The sequence below is a fragment of the Mycolicibacterium sp. CBM1 genome, assembly GCF_054073305.1.
In genome coordinates, this window is sequence record NZ_JBSXPP010000003.1 from 325,836 (window position 1) to 348,822 (window position 22,987).

Annotated in this window: 20 protein-coding genes; 17 read left to right on the top strand and 3 right to left on the bottom strand. The window is 68.5% G+C overall.

Annotated features, from left to right (window positions below; genetic code table 11):
• Positions 1 to 5: 5 nt before the first annotated feature.
• Genes ACXDF8_RS06050 through ACXDF8_RS06075 form a run of 6 tightly spaced genes read left to right on the top strand, consistent with a single transcriptional unit; the run spans position 6 to position 6,351 of the window.
• Positions 6 to 470: a cupin domain-containing protein gene (locus ACXDF8_RS06050; RefSeq protein WP_457222330.1), complete on the top strand. Its 465-nt coding sequence runs from the start codon at positions 6 to 8 to the stop codon at positions 468 to 470.
• A complete protein-coding gene (locus ACXDF8_RS06055) occupies positions 467 to 1,474 on the top strand; it encodes an amidohydrolase family protein (protein ID WP_457222331.1) in 1,008 nt (335 codons plus the stop codon). Before ACXDF8_RS06050 ends, ACXDF8_RS06055 begins: the two co-directional genes overlap by 4 nt.
• Positions 1,471 to 2,559 (top strand): NADH:flavin oxidoreductase/NADH oxidase, encoded by a 1,089-nt coding sequence (locus ACXDF8_RS06060; protein ID WP_457222332.1) that lies wholly within the window; start codon positions 1,471 to 1,473, stop codon positions 2,557 to 2,559. The genes ACXDF8_RS06055 and ACXDF8_RS06060 overlap by 4 nt, the downstream gene beginning before the upstream one ends.
• Complete coding sequence (locus ACXDF8_RS06065) at positions 2,559 to 4,826, top strand: xanthine dehydrogenase family protein molybdopterin-binding subunit (RefSeq protein ID WP_457222333.1); 2,268 nt, start codon at positions 2,559 to 2,561, stop codon at positions 4,824 to 4,826. The genes ACXDF8_RS06060 and ACXDF8_RS06065 overlap by 1 nt, the downstream gene beginning before the upstream one ends.
• Positions 4,826 to 5,365, top strand: coding sequence for a (2Fe-2S)-binding protein (locus ACXDF8_RS06070; RefSeq protein ID WP_457222334.1), 540 nt, complete (start codon positions 4,826 to 4,828; stop codon positions 5,363 to 5,365). Before ACXDF8_RS06065 ends, ACXDF8_RS06070 begins: the two co-directional genes overlap by 1 nt.
• Positions 5,365 to 6,351, top strand: coding sequence for an FAD binding domain-containing protein (locus ACXDF8_RS06075; protein WP_457222335.1), 987 nt, complete (start codon positions 5,365 to 5,367; stop codon positions 6,349 to 6,351). The genes ACXDF8_RS06070 and ACXDF8_RS06075 overlap by 1 nt, the downstream gene beginning before the upstream one ends.
• Positions 6,352 to 6,393: 42 nt before the next feature.
• Here ACXDF8_RS06075 and ACXDF8_RS06080 read toward each other — a convergent pair whose 3' ends face one another.
• Together ACXDF8_RS06080 and ACXDF8_RS06085 are read right to left on the bottom strand one after the other, a co-directional pair.
• Positions 6,394 to 7,629, bottom strand: a complete 1,236-nt coding sequence (locus ACXDF8_RS06080; protein ID WP_457222336.1) for an acyl-CoA dehydrogenase family protein — start codon at positions 7,627 to 7,629, stop codon at positions 6,394 to 6,396.
• Positions 7,630 to 7,641: 12 nt separating this feature from the next.
• Positions 7,642 to 8,676, bottom strand: a complete 1,035-nt coding sequence (locus ACXDF8_RS06085) for an oxygenase MpaB family protein (RefSeq protein WP_457222337.1) — start codon at positions 8,674 to 8,676, stop codon at positions 7,642 to 7,644.
• A 106-nt stretch (positions 8,677 to 8,782) separates the two neighbouring features.
• Between ACXDF8_RS06085 and ACXDF8_RS06090 the strand changes: the two genes are divergently transcribed.
• Together ACXDF8_RS06090 and ACXDF8_RS06095 are read left to right on the top strand one after the other, a co-directional pair.
• Positions 8,783 to 9,703, top strand: coding sequence for an adenylate/guanylate cyclase domain-containing protein (locus ACXDF8_RS06090; protein WP_457222385.1), 921 nt, complete (start codon positions 8,783 to 8,785; stop codon positions 9,701 to 9,703).
• Positions 9,704 to 9,706: 3 nt separating this feature from the next.
• Positions 9,707 to 10,522, top strand: coding sequence for a rhomboid-like protein (locus ACXDF8_RS06095; RefSeq protein WP_457222338.1), 816 nt, complete (start codon positions 9,707 to 9,709; stop codon positions 10,520 to 10,522).
• On the opposite strand, the gene ACXDF8_RS06100 is transcribed toward ACXDF8_RS06095, so the two are convergent.
• Entirely contained in the window at positions 10,523 to 12,103 is a 1,581-nt protein-coding gene (locus ACXDF8_RS06100) for an FMN-binding glutamate synthase family protein (RefSeq protein ID WP_457222339.1), read from the bottom strand. It abuts the gene before it with no gap.
• A 145-nt stretch (positions 12,104 to 12,248) separates the two neighbouring features.
• Here ACXDF8_RS06100 and pheS point away from each other — a divergent pair, with 145 nt between their 5' ends.
• From pheS to ACXDF8_RS06145, 9 genes are all read left to right on the top strand, one after another.
• Positions 12,249 to 13,292 (top strand): phenylalanine--tRNA ligase subunit alpha, encoded by a 1,044-nt coding sequence (pheS, locus tag ACXDF8_RS06105; RefSeq protein WP_457222340.1) that lies wholly within the window; start codon positions 12,249 to 12,251, stop codon positions 13,290 to 13,292.
• Positions 13,292 to 15,787 carry a phenylalanine--tRNA ligase subunit beta gene (gene pheT, locus ACXDF8_RS06110; protein ID WP_457222341.1) on the top strand — a complete coding sequence of 832 codons (2,496 nt, stop codon included), beginning with the start codon at positions 13,292 to 13,294 and terminating at the stop codon, positions 15,785 to 15,787. Before pheS ends, pheT begins: the two co-directional genes overlap by 1 nt.
• Before the next feature lie 112 nt (positions 15,788 to 15,899).
• Positions 15,900 to 16,949 (top strand): N-acetyl-gamma-glutamyl-phosphate reductase, encoded by a 1,050-nt coding sequence (gene argC, locus ACXDF8_RS06115; RefSeq protein ID WP_457222342.1) that lies wholly within the window; start codon positions 15,900 to 15,902, stop codon positions 16,947 to 16,949.
• A gap of 35 nt (positions 16,950 to 16,984) precedes the next feature.
• Positions 16,985 to 18,205, top strand: a complete 1,221-nt coding sequence (gene argJ / locus ACXDF8_RS06120) for a bifunctional glutamate N-acetyltransferase/amino-acid acetyltransferase ArgJ (RefSeq protein WP_457222343.1) — start codon at positions 16,985 to 16,987, stop codon at positions 18,203 to 18,205.
• On the top strand, positions 18,202 to 19,071 hold the full coding sequence (gene argB / locus ACXDF8_RS06125) for an acetylglutamate kinase (protein WP_457222344.1): 870 nt from the start codon (positions 18,202 to 18,204) through the stop codon (positions 19,069 to 19,071). The genes argJ and argB overlap by 4 nt, the downstream gene beginning before the upstream one ends.
• A 32-nt stretch (positions 19,072 to 19,103) precedes the next feature.
• Positions 19,104 to 20,297 (top strand): acetylornithine transaminase, encoded by a 1,194-nt coding sequence (locus ACXDF8_RS06130; RefSeq protein ID WP_457222386.1) that lies wholly within the window; start codon positions 19,104 to 19,106, stop codon positions 20,295 to 20,297.
• Entirely contained in the window at positions 20,294 to 21,223 is a 930-nt protein-coding gene (argF, locus tag ACXDF8_RS06135; protein WP_457222345.1) for an ornithine carbamoyltransferase, read from the top strand. Before ACXDF8_RS06130 ends, argF begins: the two co-directional genes overlap by 4 nt.
• Positions 21,220 to 21,705, top strand: coding sequence for an arginine repressor (locus ACXDF8_RS06140; RefSeq protein ID WP_457222346.1), 486 nt, complete (start codon positions 21,220 to 21,222; stop codon positions 21,703 to 21,705). Before argF ends, ACXDF8_RS06140 begins: the two co-directional genes overlap by 4 nt.
• 46 nt (positions 21,706 to 21,751) lie before the next feature.
• Positions 21,752 to 22,951, top strand: coding sequence for an argininosuccinate synthase (locus ACXDF8_RS06145; RefSeq protein WP_457222347.1), 1,200 nt, complete (start codon positions 21,752 to 21,754; stop codon positions 22,949 to 22,951).
• Positions 22,952 to 22,987 lie beyond the last annotated feature (36 nt).

The window sequence follows — 22,987 nt, forward strand, 5'->3', positions numbered from 1 at the left end:
AACCCATGACCGACAACAAGTTCCTGGCCGATCTGCCGCTGGCGGGCGAACTCGTCGCCACCGACTTCGAAACCTGGCCCGACTGGCTGCGCACGGAGTTCGCCGAGCACGCCTATGACGGCAACGTCGGGTCACGGCTGCTCAGCGAGAACGATCGGGTCAGGGTGTGGGAGATCCGCCTTTCCCCGGGCGAACGCTGGCACGCGCACCGACATGTGCTGGACTACTTCTGGACCGCGGTCAACGCCGGACGAAGCCGGCAGCACACCCACGACGGGACCGTGCGTGAAGTGTCCTACCAGGCCGGCGAGACGCGCCACTTCCATTTCGGGCCGGGCGAGTTCCTTTTGCATGACATCGAGAACATCGGCGACGATGATCTGGTGTTCACCACCGTCGAGCATCTCGACAGCGCCAACACCGCGCTGGATCTCGAGGGTTCGGCCGCCGGCCGGAGCGCTGCCCGGTGATCCGTACCGCACTGGCCGACGGCGTCGTCGACGTCCATGCGCACTGGCTGCCGCGGGAGCTCTTCGGCTTGCCGCCGGGAGCACCCTACGGGGCCATGCACGACCGCGACGGGCAGCTCTATCTCGGTGAGCTGCCGCTGTCCATCGCCGCGGAGGCCATGAGCGATCATCACGTCGCGCTGACCGATATGGATCGGACCGGCGTGGGCGTGCGCGTCCTGTCGGCGCCGCCGTTCGCCTTTCCACTGGTCGATGCTCCCGGTGCCGCCGGGTACGCCGACGATTTCAACGCAGCGCTGGCGCAGCTGGTCGCCGGTTCCGGTGGCCGGCTGGCCGGCCTGGGCATGGTGGCGCTCGGCGATGCCGGCCAGATGACCCGGCAACTCGAAATGCTGGCGGACACCGAGGGCATCGCCGGCGTTGCGATCCCGCCCCTGATCGACGGGCGGTCCGTGGACAGAGATCCGTTGCGGCACGTCCTCGCCGAGGCAACCCGGCTGGATCTGGCGGTGCTGGTGCACCCCATGCAGCTGCCGCGTCCGGAGTGGTCGAGTTACTATCTGGCCAATCTGATCGGCAATCCCGTCGAATCGGCGACCGCCGTGGCCACCCTGCTGCTCAGTGGACTCGTCGACGAGCTGGCCGGCCTACGCATCTGTTTTGTGCACGGTGGTGGTTGCGCGCCGGGCCTGCTGGGGCGCTGGAACCACGCCTGGTCGGCACGTACGGACGTCAGCGCGCGCGCGGCGCGACCGCCGGTGGAGTCGTTCGGCGACCTGTACTTCGACACCGTCACGCACGGTAGTGCGCAGCTGGCGCTGCTGGGTGAGCTCACCGGCAGGGACAAGATCGTCTGCGGCAGTGACTATCCCTTCGACATGGCCGAGGCGGAGCCGGCCCGGTTCGCCACCGAGCACGGGCCGGGAGTGGGCTCGCTGGACCGCGCGGCCCGAGCGTTCCTGGGTCTGGGTTCCGACCGTCGCGTACAGCGGGTCGCGTCGTGAGCATGTTGTTCAGCCCGTTGACAGTGCGTGAGGTGACTTTTGCCCACCGGGCCTGGATGTCGCCGATGATGCAGTTCTCCGCCGTCCCGGAAGGGACGGACGTGGGCTCGCCCACCGACTGGCACCTGCAGCACCTCGGTTCCCGGGCGGTCGGTGGCGCGGCGTTGGTGATGGTCGAGGCCACTTCCGTCGACCCGGCCGGCCGCAGCAGCATCTACGATGTGGGGCTCTGGAATGACATCCAGGCCGCCAACTTTCGGCGTATCACCGGCTTCATCTCCAAGCAGGGGGCAGTGCCCGGGATTCAGCTCGTCCATGCCGGTCGCAAGGCCTCGACGGGGCGGCCGTGGCCCGACCCGCTGCGGGCCCCGCGCAGCTGGCCGACGGTGGGGCCCAGCCCGGTACCGTTCGGGCGGTTGCCCGCCCCGGTCGAACTCGACACCGCCCAGATCGGCTCGATCGTCTCATCATTCGCCGCCGCGGCACGCCGCGCAGCGGAGGCGGGGTTCCGCGTACTCGAATTGCACGGCGCCCACGGGTATCTGATCCACCAGTTCCTGTCGCCGCAGTCCAACACCCGCACCGACGGCTACGGCGGCAGTCTGGAGAACCGAATGCGGTTCGCGCTCGAGGTGGTCGCCGCGGTTCGGGGGGAGTGGCCGCAGGAACTGCCGCTGTTCTTCCGGGTCTCGGCCACCGACTGGCTCGCGGGCGATACTGATGACCCGAGACCCGGGTGGACGCTGGCGGAGACCGTGCTGTTGGCCGCGAGGCTCAAGGAGCTCGGGGTGGATGTGATGGACGTCTCCACCGGCGGGCTGGTGCCCGATGCGAAGATCCCGGTGGGTCCGGGGTATCAGGTTCCGTTCGCTGAGGCGGTGCGCACCAAGGCGCAGATCCTCGCGTCCGCGGTCGGGATGATCACCGAACCCGAGCAGGCCGAACGGGTGATCGCCGACGGGCAGGCCGACGCGGTGTTCCTGGCCAGGGCTCTGCTCCGCGAACCGATGTGGGCCCGGCGCGCCGCCGCTCGGCTCGGCGCCACGCTGGACCACCCGCCTCAGTATGCGAGAGCATTCACGTGATGACGAACGCACGCCAGATCGGCCGGCCGGTGACACGGGTCGAGGGCCGAGACAAGGTGACCGGCCGGGCCCGCTACACGGCGGACACTGCGGTCGACAATCTGACCTACGCGGTCATCGTGCAGTCCGAAGTAGCACATGGCACCGTAACCGCAGAGTCATTGCGGGACAGCAGCACTCGTGCGCAAGCCGTCGAGGGTGTGCTTCATGTCCTGACGCCGCTGAATTGCCCTGCGCTGCACAGGCTGCCGGTTGACATGACATTCGATCTGCCGATGGAGCGCCGACCTCCGCTGTCGGATCTCAGCGTGTCCCACGTCGGCCAGCACATGGCGGTGATCGTCGCGGACACCCCGGAGAACGCTACCCACGCCGCGTCCCTGTTCGGCCTGCGCTATGACACCCGGCCGGCGCAGCTGAATGTCGAGGACGTGCTCGCCGGTCCGGTTCCGCCGGACGAGAAGGACGGCGAGATCCGGTACGGCAGCTATCTTCCCGATCATTTCGTCAAGCTCGCGGAGGAGAAACTCCAGGACCGTCGCGGCCCGGCGGACGAGCCGAACCTGCCGGTGCGCGTGAAGGCGCGGTACACGACGCCCCTCAATGCGCACTACCCGATCGAGCTGTCGGCCACCATCGCCGACTGGGACGGCGATCTGCTCACGATCCACGACGCCACCCGGTGGATCACCGGGGAGCGTGCCGCGCTGGCGGCTTACCTTGGGCTCTCCGAGGCGAATGTGCGGGTGATCTCGCCACTCGTCGGCGGTGCGTTCGGCTCCAAAAGCTTCCTCTGGATGCACGTCGTGTTGTGTGCCGTCGCGGCCCGCGAGATCCGCCGGCCGGTCAAGCTCGTGCTGACTCGCAATCAGATGTTCTCCTCGACGGGGCACCGGCCGCGGACCTACCAGGACCTGACACTGGTCGCCGACGACACCGGCACGCTGGGCAGCATCGAACATCACACCCTGACCGAAACATCCACAGTGGCGCATTTCTGCGAACCGGTCGGGCTCTCCAGTAGATTCCTCTACCAGTCGCCCCGGTTGGTCGTTTCGCATCGAGTGGCCCGGATCAACGCGCCGACACCGTGTTTCATGCGTGGCCCGGGGGAGGCGCCGGGGTTGTTCGCGCTGGAGTCGGCCATCGACGAGCTCGCGGCAGGACTCGGCATGGACCCGCTCGATCTGCGCGTCCGCAACCACGCGGAGACCGACCAGGCCAGTGGCAAGCCGTGGTCGGGGAAGCACCTGCTGGAGTGCTACGAGCGTGGCGCGCAGCGGTTCGGCTGGGGTAAGCGGCCGGCCGCGCCGCGTTCGCTGTCCAGCGGTGGCGTGCAGATCGGGTGGGGCATGGCGACCGCGACGTATCCGGGCAGACGCATGCCGGCATCGTGCCGCGTCGCCACCGCTGGCGACGGTTCGGTGCGGTTCGCGTCGGCAACCCACGAGATCGGGACCGGCGTGCGCACGGCGATGAGCCAGGTGGCCGCCGACGCCAGTGGTCTGTTGCCGAACCAGGTGAGCTTCGATTCCGGTGATTCGCTTTTCCCAGACGCCCCGTACAGCGGTGCCTCGCAGACCACCGCGACGGTGGGTTCGGCGGTCTTCGCCGCGGCGTCGCAATGGGCCACCCGACTGGTCGAGCTGGTCAGTGCCGACCCGGCCTCCCCATTCCACGGGCGTGCGCGCGGGCAGATCGCGGTCACCGGCGGTGAGGTCGTCTCCGGCGACTTCCGCTCTAGCGTGGCCGAGGTGATCGCCGCAGGCGGGCGGCGCTACCTCGACGAGCTGAGCTTCACCGCGTCCGTCGACGGGGGCGCACAACGCCACCTCGTGTCCCAGTCGTTCGGCGCGCACTTCTGTGAAGTGGAAGTCGACGAGGCGATCGGGCGTGCCACGGTGACCAGATGGGTCGCGGTGATGGACTGCGGACGGGTGCTCAACCCGGCGCTGGCCCGCAATCAGGTGATGGGCGGCATCACTTTCGGGGTCGGGATGGCGTTGCTGGAGCAGGTGCCCTACGACAGTCGCAGTGCCCAGTTGATCGGCGAGTATTACGTGCCCACCCATGCCGACCGTCCGGACTACGACATCACGTTCATCGACGAGCCGGACTACGGCTTGGACCCGATCGGTGTGCGCGGCATCGGGGAGATCGGTGCGTGTGGCGTGGCGGCCGCGGTCGCCAACGCGATCTTCCACGCTACCGGCCGCCGATTTCGGGACTTGCCCATCACCGTCGAACAACTGATGCAGGAGCAGTGATGGGCACCGGCCGCCATCGCGGTATCACGTTGATTATCAATGGAACCGAACACCAGCTGATGGTCGACGTGCGGACCACTCTGCTCGATCTGCTGCGGGAGCGCCTCGGGTTGACCGGCACCAAGAAGGGCTGCGATCACGGCTTGTGCGGTGCCTGCACAGTGGCTGTCGACGGCGAGCGGATCGTCAGCTGCCTGGCGCTGGCGGTATCGATCGACGGGTCGACGGTGACGACCATCGAGGGCCTTTCCTGCGGTGACGACTTATCGCAGCTGCAGGAGGCCTTCCTCGAGCACGACGCGTTTCAGTGCGGGTATTGCACGCCGGGGCAGATATCCTCGGCACACGCCATGTTGCGTGAGCATGCCCGCGGGGATCTGTCGGCGGCTTCGTTCGACCGCGATCGGCGGTCCGCCCTCGACGGATGTCCGGCCCTGACGCACAACGAGATACGCGAGCGGATGGCCGGCAACATCTGCCGCTGCGGGGCCTATGCCAACATCGTCGACGCCATCGCCGCGGCCGCCGAAGGGGAGTAGTGAGGGCCTTCGAGTTCGGGCATGCGCTGTCGGTGGCCGAGGCGATTCGCTCGGTGGCCGATAGTGGGGGTGCCTACCTGGCGGGCGGCACGAATCTGGTCGACCTGATGAAAAATGGTGTGCTGCAGCCGCCGGCACTCGTCGACATCCGCCGGCTCGGGTTGACCACGGTCACCGTCACCGCCTCGGGTGGGGTGCGCATCGGGTCAGGGGTTACCAACAGTGCGTTGGCCAACCATCCGCTGATCCGCAGTCAGTACCCGGTGCTGTCGCAGGCCACTCTCAGCGGCGCGACCACCCAGTTGCGCAACATGGCGACCGTCGGTGGGAACCTCGTGCAGCGCACGCGGTGCCCGTACTTCATGCAGCCGGAGTTCGATCAATGCAACAAACGACTGCCTGGTTCGGGATGTGCCGCACGCGAGGGATTCAACCGCGAGCACGCGATCTTCGGCGCCAGCGAGAACTGCGTGGCGACCAACCCGTCGGACATGGCGGTGGCCTTGGCGGCGCTCGACGCCAGTGTTCACCTTCAGGGGCCCGACGGGTCCCGGGAGGTTCCGCTGGCCGAGTTCTTCGTTCTGCCTGGCGACACCCCGGACGTGGAGAACTGTTTATTGCCAGCCGAATTGATCGTCGCTGTCGAGTTGCCCCCGTCGCCGTATGCGGCCCACTGTTGGTACGTGAAACTGCGTGACAGGCACAGCTACGCGTTCGCGCTCGTCTCGGCGGCGGTGGGTGTCGCGGTGACCGACGGTGTCATCTCGTCGGCGACGATCGCGCTCGGTGGGGTGGCGCCGCAGCCGTGGCGGGTGCCCGCGGCGGAGTCGGTGTTGATCGGTGCGCGACCGGACGAGGCTGTGTTGGGGGCGGCGGCGCGGCAGGCTTTGTCGGGAGCGGAGCCGTTGAGCCAGAACGGGTTCAAGGTTGCGTTGGGACGCAGCGCGGTATTGCGTGCGTTGACCCGCGCGCTGGACGGGGACTAGAGCGGTGGTCGATTTTTGCCCGTCCCGGCCCCGCGAACACCGCTACCCGCTGAGCAACCCCTTCGCCACATGCGTGATCTGGACTTCGTTGCTCCCGGCATAGATCATCAACGACTTCGCGTCGCGAGCGAGCTGCTCCACGCGGTACTCGGTCATATACCCGTTGCCGCCGAACAGCTGGACGGCCTCCATCGCCACGTCGGTCGCCGCCTGCGAACAGTAGTACTTCATCGCCGACGCCTCCGCCAGCGAGATCGGGGTACCGCTCTGGCCGCATTCGATCACCCGGAACAGCATGTTGCGGACGTTCATCCGGGCCACCTCCATGTTGGCCAGCTTCAGCTGGATCAACTGGAACTGGCCGATCTCCTTGCCCCACAACGTCCGCGTCCTGGCGTAGTCCACACACAGCCGCAGACACTCCTCGATCACCCCGTAGGCCATCGCCACCACGCCAACGCGCTCGGCAGCGAAGTTCGATCGGGCACTCGACCGGCCGTCACCGGAGGCGTTGTCCTCGGTCTCGCCCAGCAGCCGATCGCGCCCGAGCCGGACGTTGTTGAAGAACAACTCGCCGGTGCGCGAACTGTGAATGCCCATCTTGCGGAACGGCTTGGCCTGGACGAAACCCTCCATCCCGCGGTCCAGCACGAACGTCAGCACCTTGCGATCCCGCTTGTCCACCGACGCGTCGCCCTCGTCCAACTTGGCGTAGACGACCACCACGTCGGCGTCCGGACCGTTGGTGATGAACGTCTTCTGCCCGTTGAGGATGTAGTCCTCACCATCGCGAACCACGTAGGACTTCATCCCGCCGAACGCATCCGACCCCGAATCCGGCTCGGTGATCGCCCACGCGCCGATCTTCTCGTAGGTCACCAGCCCAGGCAGCCACCGCTCCTGCTGGGCCAGTGTGCCGCGGCCCTGAATGGTCGGAACCGTCAGCCCGAGGCTTACGCCCATCCCGGTGACCAGCCCCATGCTTACCCGACACAACTCGGCCAGCACCACGAAACCCATACCGCCCGAACTACCTTCGCCGAACATGCCGCCGCCGCCGGACTTCGAGGCCGCACCGTCGCGCAGTTGTGCCAGCCGTTTGGTCAGCGACTCGCGCGCCATCTCATCGATCCCGAACGTGGCGAACAGCTTACGAACGATGGGGTAGGGCTCCATGTCGCCGCTCTCGAGCTCGTCGATGTGCGGCCGCACCTCTTTGTCGACGAACTCCCGCACGGCATCACGCACAGCAAGGTCGACGTCGGACCATTCGATCATCGGTTCTCCGATTCAGGCGGCAGTGGAACGTCCTCGGGCGGGCCGCAGACCGGCAAGGGAGAACGTCGTGTGGACCAGTGAGCCCGCACGCGCGACGAGACTCTTGTGTCGAGGGAAATAGTGCATGGGCAGCCCGCGCCGGTCCTTGGGGGGTGCCATGAAACCGGGTGGCTCGGCCAGCGGCGCGTCGGCCGGGATCTGCCCGGCGGCCCGCCGATAGGCCGACAACGCCCGTGGGTGCAGCCGGATCTCGTCGGGCACTGCCCAGAACGCGACCTCCACGGCCTTGCCGAACAGCCGCAACAAGGCCTCGTCGCCGGGCGTCCAGTGCATCCCCGCCTTCTCGCGCACCACCGGGTCGAACAATCCCGCCGCGATCCAGCGCTGCCCGGCCACCATCGGCTTGAACAACTGGTCCCACAACGGCGTCGGCATCAGCACGAATTTCGGCTTCGGGATCCGGATGTCGAAGATCTCCAGTGTCGCCGGGTTGATCTCCAACTCCTCGCGGCACACCCGATCCCAGTAGGCGCAGAAGTCCTCCCAGGACTCCGGCACAGGCCGCATGCTCATGCCGTACATCCGGTACCACTGCACGTGCTCGGCGAACAGCTGACGCTTCTCGGCTTCGGTCAGCCCGCCGCAGAAATACTCGGCGACCTTCACGATGAGCATGAAGAAGGTGGCGTGCGCCCAGTAGAAGGTCTCGGGATCCAGCGCGTGGTAGCGGCGGCCGGTCTTGTCGACACCCTTGATACCGCGATGAAAGCCCTTGATCTGCTCACCGGTCTGCCGGGCGCGGTCGCCGTCATAGACCACCCCCATGATCGGGTACACCGAGCGTGCCACCCGCTGTAGCGGCTCACGCAGCAGGATGGAGTGCTCTTCCACGCCGGCGCCGAGCGGCGGATACATGTTCTGCAACGACCCGATCCACACGCCGAGCATCCCGGTGCGCAGATCCCCGAAGTACTTCCACGTCAGCGAGTCCGGCCCGAGTGGATCCGGCTGGCCGGCGGATGTGGTCGTCGTTGACCTCATCGTCATCACGATAGGACTGACAACGGGTGTTGTCCACGGTGGCGACGAAGCTGTGACCACACCTTCGGCATAGCGATACGTTGGCCGCGTCACACCGCCCTGGCCGGTCGGAATTCGCTTCCCTAGGCTGGACGCCGTGGACGTCGAGCCGATCGACGATCAACCCGTTCCCCTCGTTGACGTCAGCCGAACGCAGCCCGGGCGTGGTCCCGCGGCATGGTGGCACAACACCAATCACAACCCGGGCATCATTGCCCTAGTTCGTCGTGCCCGCCGAGCCCTGCCGGGTGACCCCGACTTCGGTGATCCGCTCTCCGCCGCCGGGGAGGGCGGTGCGCGTGCCGCCGCTCGTGCCGCCGACCGGCTGCTGCGCGACCGGGAAGCCGCCACTCGGGAGGTGAGCTTGGCCACCCTTCAGTTGTGGCAGGCGCTGACCGAGCGGGTGTCCGGGCGGCCCGCCAACCGCGAGGTGACCCTGGTCTTTACCGACCTCGTGGGATTCTCCAGCTGGTCACTCGAGGCCGGCGACGATGCCACCCTGCGCCTGCTGCGCCGCGTCGCCCAGGTGGTCGAGCCGCCGCTGCTCGACGCGGGCGGCCACATCGTCAAGCGGATGGGTGACGGAATGATGGCGGTGTTCTCCGATCCGGCCACTGCCGTGCGAGCCACCGTCGCCGCCCGGGAGGCGGTGAGAACTGTCCAGGTGGACGGCTATACGCCGCGGATGCGGGCCGGTATTCACACCGGGCGGCCGCAGCGGATCGGCTCGGACTGGCTCGGGGTCGACGTCAACATCGCCGCCCGCGTCATGGAGCGGGCCGCCCGAGGCGGCCTGATCGTCTCGGAGAAGACCATCGAACTGATCGAACCCGCTGAGCTGGAGGCGCTGGGCGTCACCATCAAGCGGGTCCGGCGCGCGGTCTTCGCCCCGCGCACCACCGGCGTGCCCACCGACCTGGTGATGTATCGACTGAGAACCAGAAAAGATCTGCCAGTCGAGGACGAGGGAGACGACCTGGAAGTCCAGGCATAGTGGATGACGATGCTGACGTTCTTCTCGAGGTACTTCTCGCACCTGGCCCGGGTCCGGGTGACTCTCGGCTACACCGCCGCCCTGGTGATGGTGGCGGTCGTGCTGATGGCGCTCGGACCGCACGTTCGTGAGCAGGTGCTGCGGCACGCCAGCACCAATCTGCACAATCTCGGCGAGGGGCGGCTGGGCACGCTGATCGGCAGTGCTTTCGTCACCGAGGCCGGACCGCTCTACGTCTGGGTGCCCGGTCTGTTCGCGATTCTGGGACTGGCCGAACTGCTGTGGCGCAGCCGCCGGATGGCGGTGGCGTTCGTCGTCGGCCACGTGGGGGCGACGCTGCTGGTCGCCGCGGGCCTGGCTGCCGCACTGGCCGCCGGGCTGACGTCCTGGTCCATCGTCAACGTCACCGACGTGGGCATGAGCTACGGCGCTATGGCGGTGCTCGGGGCGCTGACCGCGGCCATACCCCGGCCGTGGCGCGCGGCGTGGACCGGCTGGTGGCTGGCCGTCGCGTTCGGTTCCGTGGTGAGCAGCGCCGGCGACTTCACCACCGTCGGCCACGGCGTCGCTATGGTCCTCGGCATGGCGGTCGGCACCCGATTCGGCCACCCCGCACACTGGACCACCGCGCGGTACGCCCTGCTCGCCGTGGCGGCGTCCTTCGGCTACCTGATCATGGCCAACACCGGGCCGTCGCTGATCGCCACCGCGTCGCTGGGGACGCTGGGTGCGCTGCTGGTGTCCTGGATCGACCGGAGGCGCACGGTGCGCCGGGCCCTGCGGGCGGTCACCGCGATGCCAGACGCGCTCCCCGCCTAGTCAGCGAAACTCGTCGGCGCTGGCCTCGATCCAATCCGAGAGCCACCCCTGCGGCGGCGTGTCCAGCAACTCGCCGGGCATCAGCCACTCGTAGATCTCGGCGTAGGTGCGGTTGACGGAGGAGTCGATGCGGCGGTTGAGCATCGACGGCTCGAGCTCGGCGAAGCTGTCCAGGCCCATCGACGCGACCATCTGCGCGGCGCTGGCCACCGTGGCCCGCTGGAAGTTGGCCACCCGTTCGATCTTGTCGGGCACGTACAGCGCGCGGGTGAGTTCCGGGTCCTGGGTGGCCACCCCGGTGGGGCACTGGTTGGTGTGGCACTTCATCGCCTGGATGCAACCCACGGCGAACATCATCGCGCGGGCGCTCAAGGTGAAGTCGGCGCCCTGGATGATGCGACGGACGATGTCGAACCCACTGGCCACTTTCCCCGATGCGCCGATCTTGACGTGACCGCGCAACCCCGTGCCCACCAGGCAGTTGTGCACCAGCATCAGGCCGTGGGTTAGCGGCATCCCGACGTGGTCCTCGAATTCCTGTGGCGCCGCTCCGGTTCCGCCCTCGGCGCCGTCGACGATGACGAAGTCCGGGGTGATACCGGTGTGCAACATCGCCTTGCAGATCGACAGAAATTCGGTGCGGGCACCGACGCACAGTTTGAAGCCGATGGGTTTGCCGTCGGACAGCGCTCGCAGGGTGGCGACGAAATGCATCAGCTCGGCCGGGGTGTGGAATGCGGTGTGCGCCGGGGGCGAGACCACGGTCTGCCCCACCGGCACACCGCGCGCGGCCGCGATCTCGGGGCTGACCTTTGCCCCTGGCAACACGCCGCCGAGCCCCGGTTTGGCGCCCTGCGATAGCTTGACGGAGATCGCCTTCACCGTGGGCAGCGCGGCCTTCTCGGCGAACAGCGCGGCGTCGAAATGCCCGTCGGAGTCCCGGCACCCGAAGTAGCCGGAGCCGATCTCCCAGATCAGGTCACCGCCATGCTTGAGGTGATACGGGCTGATCGCCCCCTCGCCGGTGTCGTGGGCGAATCCGCCGCGGGCGGCGCCCCCGTTGAGCGCTTCGATGGCATTTCCGGAGAGCGCGCCGAAGCTCATTGCCGAGACGTTGAGCAGCGCGATGTCGTAGGGCCGGGTGCAGTCGGCGCCGCCGAGACGAACGGTGGGCGCCGGTCCGGCCGCGGTCCGCGCCCGCAGCGAATGGCGCAGGAACTCGTAGCCCACGGCGTTGACGTCGCGTTCGGTGCCGAACGGCTCGTCACCCTTGGTGCCCTTGGCGCGGCCGTAGACGATGCTGCGGGTCTCCCGGTCGAACGGGGCGCCGTCGGTGTTGGATTCGATGAAGTACTGCTGTATCTCGGGGCGCATCAGCTCGGCCACGAACCGGACGTGGCCCACGATGGGGTAGGCGCGCAGCACGGAGTGTTTGGTCTGCGCGACGTCCCAGGTGCCGAGCGCGGCAACGGCGGCGACGACCGCCGCAGCCACCCACCACGCGCCATGTGTCATGAAGGCCAGTACGACAAGACCCGCGGCCGCCGCCCACACCGCGGCCACGATCAGCAACCTCGTCATCGGACCTCCCGGAAGGTCTCACCCCGGGTTGCTTCCGGGTGGGCGAAATGCCTGCGAGGCGTCATTGTGGCATCACCTATGATCGGCACTTGCGCCACGTCCGTGGCGCGGACAAACCTAGGCAACCGAAGGAGAGTCTCGCCGCGTGGGTGAGCAACCGGTCGACCTGTCCGAGGAGTCGTTGGCCCAAGCCGTCGGCGCGGCCCGGCATGCCTTCGACGCCGCCGCCGACCTGGACGCACTGGCCCGCGCCAAGACCGAGCACCTGGGTGACCGCGCGCCGCTGGCGCTGGCCCGCCAGGCCCTGGCGACGCTGCCCAAGGAAGACCGGGCCGAGGCCGGCAAGCGGGTGAACGTGGCCCGCGGCGAGGCCCAGGCGCGCTACGACGAACGGCTGGTGGCGCTGCGTGCCGAACGCGACGCGGCCGTGCTGGTGGCCGAATCCATCGACGTCACACTGCCCTCGACCCGTCAGCCCCTCGGTGCGCGCCACCCGATCACCATCCTGGCCGAACACATCGCCGACACGTTCGTCGCGATGGGCTGGGAGCTGACCGAGGGCCCCGAGGTCGAGGCCGAGCAGTTCAACTTCGACGCGCTGAACTTCCCGCCCGACCACCCGGCCCGCAGCGAGTCCGACACCTTCCACATCGCACCGGAGGGATCCCGCCAGCTACTGCGCACTCACACCTCACCGGTGCAGGTGCGGACCCTGCTCGACCGCGAGCTACCGGTCTACATCGTCTCGATCGGCCGCACCTTCCGCACCGACGAACTCGACGCCACCCACACCCCGGTCTTCCACCAGGTGGAGGGCTTGGCCGTCGATCGGGGGCTGACGATGGCGCATCTGCGGGGCACACTGGACGCCTTCGCCCGCTCGGAGTTCGGTCCGACGGCCCGCACCCGCATGCGCCCGCACTTCTTCCCCTTCACCGAACCGTCGGCCGAGGTGGATATCTGGTTCCCCAACAAGAAGGGTGGGGCCGGCTGGGTCGAGTGGGGCGGTTGCGGCATGGTCAATCCGAATGTGTTGCGGGCCGCGGGAATCGACCCCGAGGTGTACTCGGGCTTCGCGTTCGGCATGGGTCTGGAGCGAACCCTGCAGTTCCGCAACGGCATTCCCGACATGCGTGACATGGTCGAGGGCGACGTCCGGTTCTCCCTGCCATTCGGAGTCGGGGTCTGATGCGTCTTCCGTACAGCTGGCTACGTGAGGTCGTCCAGCGCGGCGCCCCGGGTTGGGACGTCGAGCCGCACGATCTGGAGCAGGCTCTGATCCGGGTCGGTCACGAGGTCGAAGACATCATCACCCTCGGGCCGGTGACTGGTCCGTTGACCGTCGGACGGGTCAGTGCGATCGAGGAACTCACCGAGTTCAAGAAGCCCATCCGCGCGTGCAAGGTGGATGTGGGTGAAGCGCAGGATCGCGACATCGTCTGCGGCGCAACGAACTTCGCTGTCGGCGATACGGTCGTGGTGGCGCTACCGGGAACCACGCTGCCGGGCGACTTCTTCATCGCGAGCCGCAAGACCTACGGCCGGCTTTCCGACGGCATGATCTGCTCGGCGGCCGAATTAGGCTTGGGTGCCGACCATTCCGGGATCCTTGTGCTGCCTGCGGGCACCGCGCAGCCGGGCGACGACGGCATCGCTGTGCTCGGCCTTGACGACGTGGTGTTCGACCTGGCGGTCACCCCGGATCGGGGCTACTGCATGTCCGTGCGTGGTATCGCTCGCGAGATCGCCTGCGCCTACGACCTGAACTTCGTCGACCCGGCCGACGTCACGCCGCTACCTGCCGAGGGTCCGGCGCTGTCGGTGACCATCGAGCCCGGCACCGGTGTCAGCCGTTTCGCGCTGCGTCCGGTCACCGGTATCGACCCGAAAGCGCTGTCGCCGTGGTGGCTTCGCCGTCGCCTGATGTTGAGCGGTATCCGCCCGATCTCACCGGCGGTCGACGTCACAAACTACGTGATGCTCGAGATCGGGCATCCGATGCACGCGCACGACCGTAGCCGTATCAGCGGTGGGTTCGTGGTCCGGTTCGCCGAACCGGGGGAGACCGTGGTCACCCTCGATGACGTCGAGCGCAAGCTCGATCCCGCCGACGTGCTGATCGTCGACGACGTCGCCACCGCCGCGATCGGCGGGGTCATGGGTGCGGGTACCACCGAGATCGACGACGAGTCCACCGACGTGCTGCTGGAGGCCGCCGTGTGGGATCCCGCCGCGGTGTCCCGCACGATCCGTCGCCTGCACCTGGTCAGTGAGGCCGGCCGTCGCTACGAACGCTCCGTCGACCCGGCGATCTCCGTTGCTGCCCTGGATCGGTGCTCGGCGCTGCTCGCCGAGATCGCGGGCGGCACAGTCGAACCCAGGCTGACCGATTGGCGCGGCGATCCGCCGCGTCAGGACTGGTCACCGGCGCCGGTGCGGATGCGCTTCGACCTCCCGGACCGGACGGCCGGTGTCGACTACGAACCGGGGGCCACGGTCAACCGGCTGACTCAGATCGGCGCGAACGTGGCCGAGGACGGTGACGATCCGGCGATCCTCGTCGTGACGCCGCCGAGCTGGCGGCCCGACCTTGTGCAGCCCGCCGACCTCGTCGAAGAGGTGCTGCGTCTGGAGAGTCTGGACAAGATCCCCTCGGTGCTGCCTGCCGCCCCGGCCGGACGTGGCCTGACCGCCGAACAGAAGCGCCGCCGCGCGGTCGGCAAGTCGCTGGCCCTGTCCGGGTATGTCGAGGTGCTGCCCACGCCGTTCCTGCCGGCCGGTGTCTTCGACACCTGGGGGCTGGCCGCCGATGATGCGCGACGGGCCACCACCTCGGTGCTCAACCCGCTGGAGGCCGACCGGCCGAGCCTGGCCACGACGCTGCTGCCGGCACTGCTGGAAGCCTTGTCCCGCAACGTATCCCGTGGTTTCGCCGACGTGGCGCTGTTCGGCATCGCGCAGGTGGTGCACCCGACCGCGCAGACCCGCCGTCACGAGCTGATCCCGACCCACCGCCGGCCCACCGACGACGAGATCGCGGCGCTGAACGCTTCGCTGCCGGATCAGCCGGTGCACGTCGCCGCCGTTCTGAGCGGGTTGCGTGAGCCGCGCGGCGCCTGGGGTCCGGGCCGCCCGGTAGACGCAGCCGACGCCTTCGAGGCGGTGCGGATCATCGCCCGTGCGTGTGGTGTCGACGTCACCTTGCAGGCCGCCCAGTACCTGCCCTGGCATCCGGGCCGCTGCGCCGAGGTGTTCGTCGACGGCCGGCTGGTCGGGCACGCCGGGCAGCTGCATCCGGCGGTGATCGAACGGGCGGGACTGCCGAAGGGCACCTGTGCGGTGGAGCTGAACCTCGGCGGCATTCCGATCGCCGAGACGCTGCCCGCCCCGCGGGTCTCACCGTTCCCGGCCGTGTTCCAGGACGTCAGCCTGGTGGTGAGCGGGGATGTCGCGGCCCAGGACGTGATCGACGCGGTGCGTGACGGGGCCGGCGAGCTGTTGGAGGATGTCGCACTGTTCGACGTCTACACCGGCCCGCAGGTTGGGGAGGATCGCAAGTCGCTGACGCTGGCGCTGCGGTTCCGTGCGCCCGACCGGACGCTGACCGAGGACGAGGCCAGTGCCGCGCGGGATGCCGCGGTGGCCGCGGCCGCCGAACGCGTCGGCGCCCAGCTCCGTGCCTGACCACCGTCCCCGCCGGGGTTCGCCCAAACCGACACACGGGCGAACTTATGCGAGTAGATCGCAGCATTTCGTCGAGCTCGATATTAATGAATTTGCATAGGGCTGCATAAACATGCAGAATTTCGGGGTGACTTCGGTAGCGATAGCCGGTGCCAGCGGGTATGCCGGCGGTGAGATCCTGCGCCTGCTGCTCGGCCATCCGGCCTATGCGGACGGCCGGCTGACGATCGGGGCGCTGACCGCCGCCGCCAGCGCGGGCACGCAGCTCGCCGAGCATCATCCCCACCTGCTGCCGCTGGCCGACCGAGTCCTGGACCCCACCGACGCCGACGTCCTCGCCGGTCATGACGTGGTGTTCCTGGGCCTGCCGCACGGCCATTCGGCCGCGCTGGCCGAGCAGCTCGGAGAGGGCACCCTGATCATCGACTGCGGCGCCGACTTCCGGCTCACCGACGCCGACGCCTGGCAACGGTTCTACGGCACGCCATACGCCGGCAGCTGGCCCTACGGACTGCCGGAACTGCCCGGCGGCCGCGAGCGGCTGCGGGGCACCACCCGAGTGGCGGTGCCCGGCTGCTATCCCACCGCAGCACTGCTCGCGCTGTTTCCCGCGATCGCCGACGATCTCGTCGAGCCGAATATCACGATCGTCGCGGTCAGCGGGACTTCAGGCGCCGGCCGGGCCGCCAAGGTCGACCTGCTGGGCTCGGAGGTGATCGGCTCGGCGCGGGCCTACAACATCGCCGGCGCCCACCGGCACACCCCCGAGATCGCCCAGGGCTTGCGAGGCGTGACCGAGCGCGACGTCACCGTCTCCTTCACCCCGGTGCTGATCCCCACCTCCCGCGGCATCCTGGCCACCTGCACCGCCCGCACCCAGGCGCCGCTGTCGCAGATCCGTCTCGCCTACGAGAAGGCCTACGGCGACGAGCCGTTCATCCATCTGCTGCCCGAAGGGCAACTGCCCCGCACCGGCGCGGTGATCGGCAGCAACGCCGCGCAACTTGCGGTCGCCGTGGATGCCGACGCCGGTGTTCTGGTCGCGGTGTGCGCGATCGACAACCTGGTGAAGGGCACTGCCGGCGCGGCGGTGCAATCGATGAACCTTGCCTTGGGCTGGACCGAAACCGAAGGACTGTCGATCGTGGGAGTGGCGCCGTGACGAGTATCGGAGGGCAGGAGCTGAGGAGCGCGGGAATGAACACAGATCAGGCCAAACTGGTTCACACCCAAGGGGTTACCGCACCCGCGGGTTTCCGCGCGACGGGCATCGCCGCCGGGATCAAGAAATCCGGTGCGCTCGACCTGGCGCTGGTGTTCAACGAGGGCCCCGACTACGCCGCGGCCGGCGTGTTCACCCGCAATCAGGTGAAGGCCGCGCCGGTGCAGTGGAGCCAGCAGGTGCTGACCACCGGCCGGCTGCGTGCGGTCCTGCTCAACTCCGGTGGTGCGAACGCCTGCACCGGCCCGGCGGGCTTCCAGGACGTCCACGCCACCGCTGAGGCCCTGGCCGGCGCGCTGAGCGACTGGGGCACCGAGACCGGCCCCATCGAGGTGGCGATCTGCTCGACCGGCCTGATCGGCGACCGCCTGCCGATGGACAAGATGCGCAAGGGAATCACCGAGATCGTCCACGAGCTCGCCGGCGGTCTCACCGGCGGCGAGGAAGCCGCACGCGCCATCATGACCACCGACACCGTTCCCAAACAGGTTGCGCTGCATCACTCTGTCGTGTCCGGTGAGAACTGGACCGTCGGCGGCATGGCCAAGGGCGCCGGCATGCTGGCCCCGTCGCTGGCCACCATGCTGGTCGTGCTCACCACCGACGCCGTCGCCGACGCTGCCGCACTGGACACCGCACTGCGCCGCGCGACCGCCAAGACCTTCGACCGCCTCGACGTGGACGGCAGCTGCTCCACCAACGACACGGTGCTGCTGCTCGCCTCCGGCGCCAGTGAGATCACGCCCAGCCAGGCCGATCTCGACGCCGCCGTGCTGCAGGTGTGCGACGACCTGTGCGCGCAACTGCAGGCCGACGCCGAGGGCGTCACCAAGCGGATCGCGATCACCGTCACCGGGGCGCCCAGCGACGACGACGCGGTGACCGCCGCCCGGATCATCGCCCGCGACAGCCTGGTCAAGACGGCACTGTTCGGCTCCGATCCGAACTGGGGCCGGGTGCTCGCCGCGGTCGGCATGGTGCCGTTCGCCATCGATGCGCAGCGGATCACCGTGTCGTTCAACGGCTTCCCGGTGTGCATCGACGGCGCCGGTGCACCCGGCGCCCGCGACGTCGACCTGGCCGGCGCCGACATCGACGTCACCGTCGACCTGAAGCTCGGCAACGGGCAGGCCACCATCCGCACCACCGACCTCTCGCACGCCTACGTCGAAGAGAACTCGGCCTACAGCTCATGACCGCGACCGTGAACACCAAGGCCGCCGTGCTCGCCGAGGCCCTGCCATGGCTCAAGCAACTCAACGGCAAGATCGTCGTCGTCAAATACGGCGGCAACGCGATGACCGACGACTGGCTCAGGGCCGCGTTCGCGGCCGACATGGTGTTCCTGCGCAACGTCGGCGTCCATCCGGTCGTGGTGCACGGCGGTGGCCCGCAGATCAGCGCGATGCTCAAGAAGCTCGGCATCGAAGGGGAATTCAAGGGCGGCTTCCGGGTCACCACACCCGAGGTGCTCGACGTCGCTCGGATGGTGCTGTTCGGTCAGGTCGGGCGTGAGCTGGTGAACCTGATCAATGCGCACGGCCCCTACGCGGTCGGCCTCACGGGGGAGGACGCCCACCTGTTCACCGCCGTGCGTCGCGGCGTCATCGTGGACGGGGTGGCCACCGACATCGGTCTGGTCGGCGATATCGACCACGTCAACGCCGCTGCGGTCCTGGATCTCATTGCCGCCGGGCGTATTCCGGTGATCTCCACGATCGCCCCGGATCTCGATGGCGTTGTGTACAACGTCAACGCCGACACCGCCGCCGCGGCGGTCGCCGAGGCGCTCGGCGCCGAGAAGCTGCTGATGCTGACCGATGTCGAGGGGCTCTACACCCGGTGGCCCGACCGCGACTCGCTGGTCAGCCAGATCGACACCGCCACGCTTAGCGGGCTGCTGCCGACCCTGGAGAGCGGCATGATCCCCAAGATCGAGGCGTGCCTGCGGGCCGTCGACGCCGGGGTCCCCAGCGCGCACGTCATCGACGGCCGCGTCGAACACTGTGTCCTGGTCGAGTTGTTCACCGACGAAGGCACCGGAACGAAGGTGATCGCATGACATCCGGCGGGCAGGAGCTAAGCGACTCGGGGATGGGCCTGCTCGAACGTTGGCAGACCGTCATGATGGACAACTACGGCACGCCGCCGCTGGCGCTGGCCAGCGGTGACGGGGCGGTGGTGACCGACGAGAACGGCACGACCTACCTCGATCTGCTCGGCGGCATTGCCGTCAACATCCTTGGCCATCGTCATCCCGCGTTCATCGAAGCCGTCACCACCCAGCTGAACACGTTGGGCCACACCTCGAACCTGTATGCCACCGAACCGGGCATCGCCCTGGCCGAGGCGCTGGTCGGCCAGCTCGGCGCCCCGGCGCGGGTGTTCTTCTGCAACTCCGGCACCGAGGCCAACGAGGTCGCCTTCAAGCTCACCCGGCTCACCGGGCGGACCAAGCTTGTCGCCGCCCAGAACGCCTTCCACGGCCGCACGATGGGATCGCTGGCGCTGACCGGTCAGCCCAGCAAGCAGGCGCCGTTCGAGCCGCTGCCGGGCCACGTCACACACGTGCCCTTCGGCGATGTCGAGGCGCTTGCCGCGGCCGTCGACGACGAGACCGCGGCGGTGTTCCTCGAACCGATCATGGGTGAGGGTGGCGTCGTCGTCCCCCCGGCCGGGTATCTGGTTGCGGCGCGGGAGATAACCAACCGCCACGGCGCGCTGCTGGTCCTCGACGAGGTACAGACCGGGGTCGGTCGCACGGGGTCGTTCTTCGCCCACCAACACGACGGGGTCACCCCGGATATCGTCACCCTGGCCAAGGGGCTGGGCGGCGGACTGCCGATCGGAGCCTGCCTGGCGATCGGCGCGACCGCCCAGCTGATGACGCCCGGCCTGCACGGCTCCACGTTCGGCGGCAACCCGGTGTGCACCGCGGCGGCGTTGGCCGTGCTGCGGGTGCTGGCCGACGAGGGCCTGGTCGAGCGGGCCGACGTGCTCGGCAAGACGCTGCACCACGGCATCGAATCCCTCGGGCATCCGCTGGTCGACCATGTGCGGGGCCGCGGCCTGCTGCGCGGAGTCGTCCTCACCGCACCACAGGCCAAAGCGGTTGAGACAGCCGCCCGCGCAGCCGGTTTCCTGGTCAACGCGGCCGCACCCGACGTGGTGCGGCTGGCTCCGCCCCTGATCATCACCGAGGCGCAGATCGACACCTTCCTGTCCGCACTGCCCGCGATCCTGGACACCGCCTTCGACAGTGGCGATTCGGCCGGGGCCACCCCATGAGCACGCTGCGGCACTTCCTGCGCGACGACGACCTCAGCCCGCAGGAGCAGGCGGAGGTCCTCGCTCTCGCCGCCGAGCTCAAGGCGGCGCCAATGAGTCGGCGCCCGCTGGAGGGCCCGCGCGGTGTCGCGGTGATCTTCGACAAGAACTCCACCCGCACCCGGTTCTCCTTCGAGATCGGCATCGCCCAGTTGGGCGGGCACGCGGTGGTGGTCGACGGACGCGCCACGCAGCTCGGACGCGAAGAGACCCTCGAGGACACCGGCCGGGTGCTGTCCCGCTACGTCGACGCGATCGTGTGGCGGACGTTCGCCCAGCAGCGGTTGGCCGCAATGGCCTCGGCTGCAACGGTTCCGGTGGTCAACGCTCTGTCCGACGAGTTCCATCCCTGCCAGGTGCTCGCCGACCTGCAGACGCTGGCCGAGCGCAAGGGTTCGCTGGCCGGGCTGCGGATGACCTACTTCGGTGACGGCGCCAACAACATGGCGCACTCGCTGATGTTGGGCGGGGTGACCGCGGGCATCCACGTCACCATCGCCGCGCCGACGGGTTTCGAGCCCCACCCCCTGTTCGTGGCCGCCGCCGAGAAGCGCGCCGAGCAGACCGGTGCCACCGTCACCCTGACCGCCGACCCGGTCGCCGGTGCGACCGGCGCCGACGTCCTGGTCACCGACACCTGGACGTCGATGGGGCAGGAGAACGACGGCCTGGACCGGGTCGGGCCGTTCCGGCCCTTCCAGCTCAACACCAACCTGCTCGTGCACGCCGACTCCGAAGCTGTTGTGCTGCATTGCCTTCCGGCCCACCGCGGCCATGAGATCACCGACGAGGTGATCGACGGCCCGCACAGCGCGGTCTGGGACGAGGCCGAGAACCGGTTGCACGCCCAGAAGGCGCTGCTGGCGTGGCTGCTGGATCGGTCATGACCAGCGAGGTGAGCACCACCCGGGCCGGCCGGCAGGCCCGAATCGTGGCGATCCTGTCGTCGCGCTCGGTGCACAGCCAGAGCGAGCTGGCCGGCATGCTCGCCGACGACGGCATCGAGGTCACTCAGGCCACCCTGTCGCGCGACCTCGAAGAGCTCGGCGCGGTCAAACTGCGCGGCGCCGACGGCGGGGTCGGGGTCTACGTCGTCCCCGAGGACGGCAGCCCCGTGCGGGGAGTGGCGGGCGGCACCGAGCGGTTGTCGCGGATGCTCGGCGAACTGCTGGTCTCCACCGACGCCAGCGCCAACCTGGCCGTGCTGCGCACCCCGCCCGGGGCGGCGCATTATCTTGCCAGTGCGATCGACCGCGCGGCGCTTCCCGATGTCGTCGGCACGATCGCCGGCGACGACACCATCCTGGTGGTGGCACGCGAGCCGATGACCGGCGCCCAGTTGGCCACCATGTTCGAGACCATCCGTTAACAGCAGCCCGAAAATAGCAGCAGCCCGAAAAACGAAGGAGCACTTCATGTCCGAGCGCGTCATCTTGGCGTATTCCGGCGGCCTGGACACCTCGGTGGCCATCAGCTGGATCGGCAAGGAGACCGGCAAGGAGGTGGTGGCGGTGGCCATCGACCTCGGCCAAGGCGGCGAGGACATGGACGTGGTCCGTCAGCGCGCCCTCGACTGCGGTGCCGTCGAGGCGGTCGTGGTCGATGCCCGTGACGAGTTCGCCGAGCAGTACTGCCTGCCGGCGATCCAGTCCAACGCCCTCTACATGGACCGCTACCCGCTGGTGTCGGCGCTGAGCCGGCCGTTGATCGTCAAGCACCTGGTGACCGCAGCCCGGGAACACGGCGGCGGCATCGTCGCGCACGGCTGCACCGGCAAGGGTAACGACCAGGTCCGCTTCGAGGTCGGGTTCGCCTCGCTGGCACCGGATCTGGAGGTGCTGGCCCCGGTCCGCGACTACGCCTGGACCCGGGAGAAGGCCATCGCCTTCGCCGAGCAGAACGACATCCCGATCAACGTCACCAAGCGCTCGCCGTTCTCCATCGACCAGAACGTCTGGGGCAGGGCGGTGGAGACCGGCTTCCTCGAGCACCTGTGGAACGCACCCACCAAGGACGTCTACGACTACACCGAAGACCCGACGCTGAACTGGAACACCCCCGACGAGGTCATCGTCGGCTTCGAACGGGGCGTGCCGGTGTCCATCGACGGCAAGCCGGTCTCGGTGCTGGAAGCCATCGTCGAGCTGAACCTTCGCGCCGGCGCCCAGGGGGTGGGCCGCCTCGACGTGGTGGAAGACCGGCTGGTCGGCATCAAGAGCCGCGAGATCTACGAGGCGCCGGGCGCGATGGTGCTGATCACCGCGCACACCGAACTCGAGCATGTCACGCTGGAACGCGAGTTGGGCCGGTTCAAGCGGGGGACCGACCGCAAATGGGGCGAGCTCGTCTACGACGGCCTGTGGTTCTCGCCGCTGAAGCGGTCGCTGGAGGCTTTCGTCGCCGACACCCAGACCCATGTCACCGGCGAGATCCGAATGGTGTTGCACGGCGGGCACATCGCCGTCAACGGCCGCCGCAGCCCGACCTCGCTGTACGACTTCAACCTGGCCACCTACGACGAGGGGGACACCTTCGACCAGTCGTCGGCCAAGGGCTTCGTGCATGTGCATGGCTTGTCGTCGAAGATCGCCGCGCGCCGGGACCTCGCCCAGTGACGCCCAAACTCACGTTTGGCCGCGAAAGTGCGAGTA

What these genes read in the sequence shown, in the direction of transcription:
- ACXDF8_RS06050 (WP_457222330.1), top strand. Translation starts at nt 6, where the DNA reads ATGACCGACAACAAGTTCCTGGCCGATCTGCCGCTGGCGGGCGAACTC.
- ACXDF8_RS06065 (WP_457222333.1), top strand. Translation starts at nt 2,559, where the DNA reads ATGACGAACGCACGCCAGATCGGCCGGCCGGTGACACGGGTCGAGGGC.
- ACXDF8_RS06070 (WP_457222334.1), top strand. Translation starts at nt 4,826, where the DNA reads ATGGGCACCGGCCGCCATCGCGGTATCACGTTGATTATCAATGGAACC.
- ACXDF8_RS06080 (WP_457222336.1), bottom strand. Translation starts at nt 7,629, where the DNA reads ATGATCGAATGGTCCGACGTCGACCTTGCTGTGCGTGATGCCGTGCGG.
- ACXDF8_RS06085 (WP_457222337.1), bottom strand. Translation starts at nt 8,676, where the DNA reads ATGACGATGAGGTCAACGACGACCACATCCGCCGGCCAGCCGGATCCA.
- ACXDF8_RS06095 (WP_457222338.1), top strand. Translation starts at nt 9,707, where the DNA reads ATGACGATGCTGACGTTCTTCTCGAGGTACTTCTCGCACCTGGCCCGG.
- ACXDF8_RS06100 (WP_457222339.1), bottom strand. Translation starts at nt 12,103, where the DNA reads ATGACGAGGTTGCTGATCGTGGCCGCGGTGTGGGCGGCGGCCGCGGGT.
- pheT (WP_457222341.1), top strand. Translation starts at nt 13,292, where the DNA reads ATGCGTCTTCCGTACAGCTGGCTACGTGAGGTCGTCCAGCGCGGCGCC.
- argC (WP_457222342.1), top strand. Translation starts at nt 15,900, where the DNA reads ATGCAGAATTTCGGGGTGACTTCGGTAGCGATAGCCGGTGCCAGCGGG.
- argJ (WP_457222343.1), top strand. Translation starts at nt 16,985, where the DNA reads ATGAACACAGATCAGGCCAAACTGGTTCACACCCAAGGGGTTACCGCA.
- argB (WP_457222344.1), top strand. Translation starts at nt 18,202, where the DNA reads ATGACCGCGACCGTGAACACCAAGGCCGCCGTGCTCGCCGAGGCCCTG.
- ACXDF8_RS06130 (WP_457222386.1), top strand. Translation starts at nt 19,104, where the DNA reads ATGGGCCTGCTCGAACGTTGGCAGACCGTCATGATGGACAACTACGGC.
- argF (WP_457222345.1), top strand. Translation starts at nt 20,294, where the DNA reads ATGAGCACGCTGCGGCACTTCCTGCGCGACGACGACCTCAGCCCGCAG.
- ACXDF8_RS06140 (WP_457222346.1), top strand. Translation starts at nt 21,220, where the DNA reads ATGACCAGCGAGGTGAGCACCACCCGGGCCGGCCGGCAGGCCCGAATC.
- ACXDF8_RS06145 (WP_457222347.1), top strand. Translation starts at nt 21,752, where the DNA reads ATGTCCGAGCGCGTCATCTTGGCGTATTCCGGCGGCCTGGACACCTCG.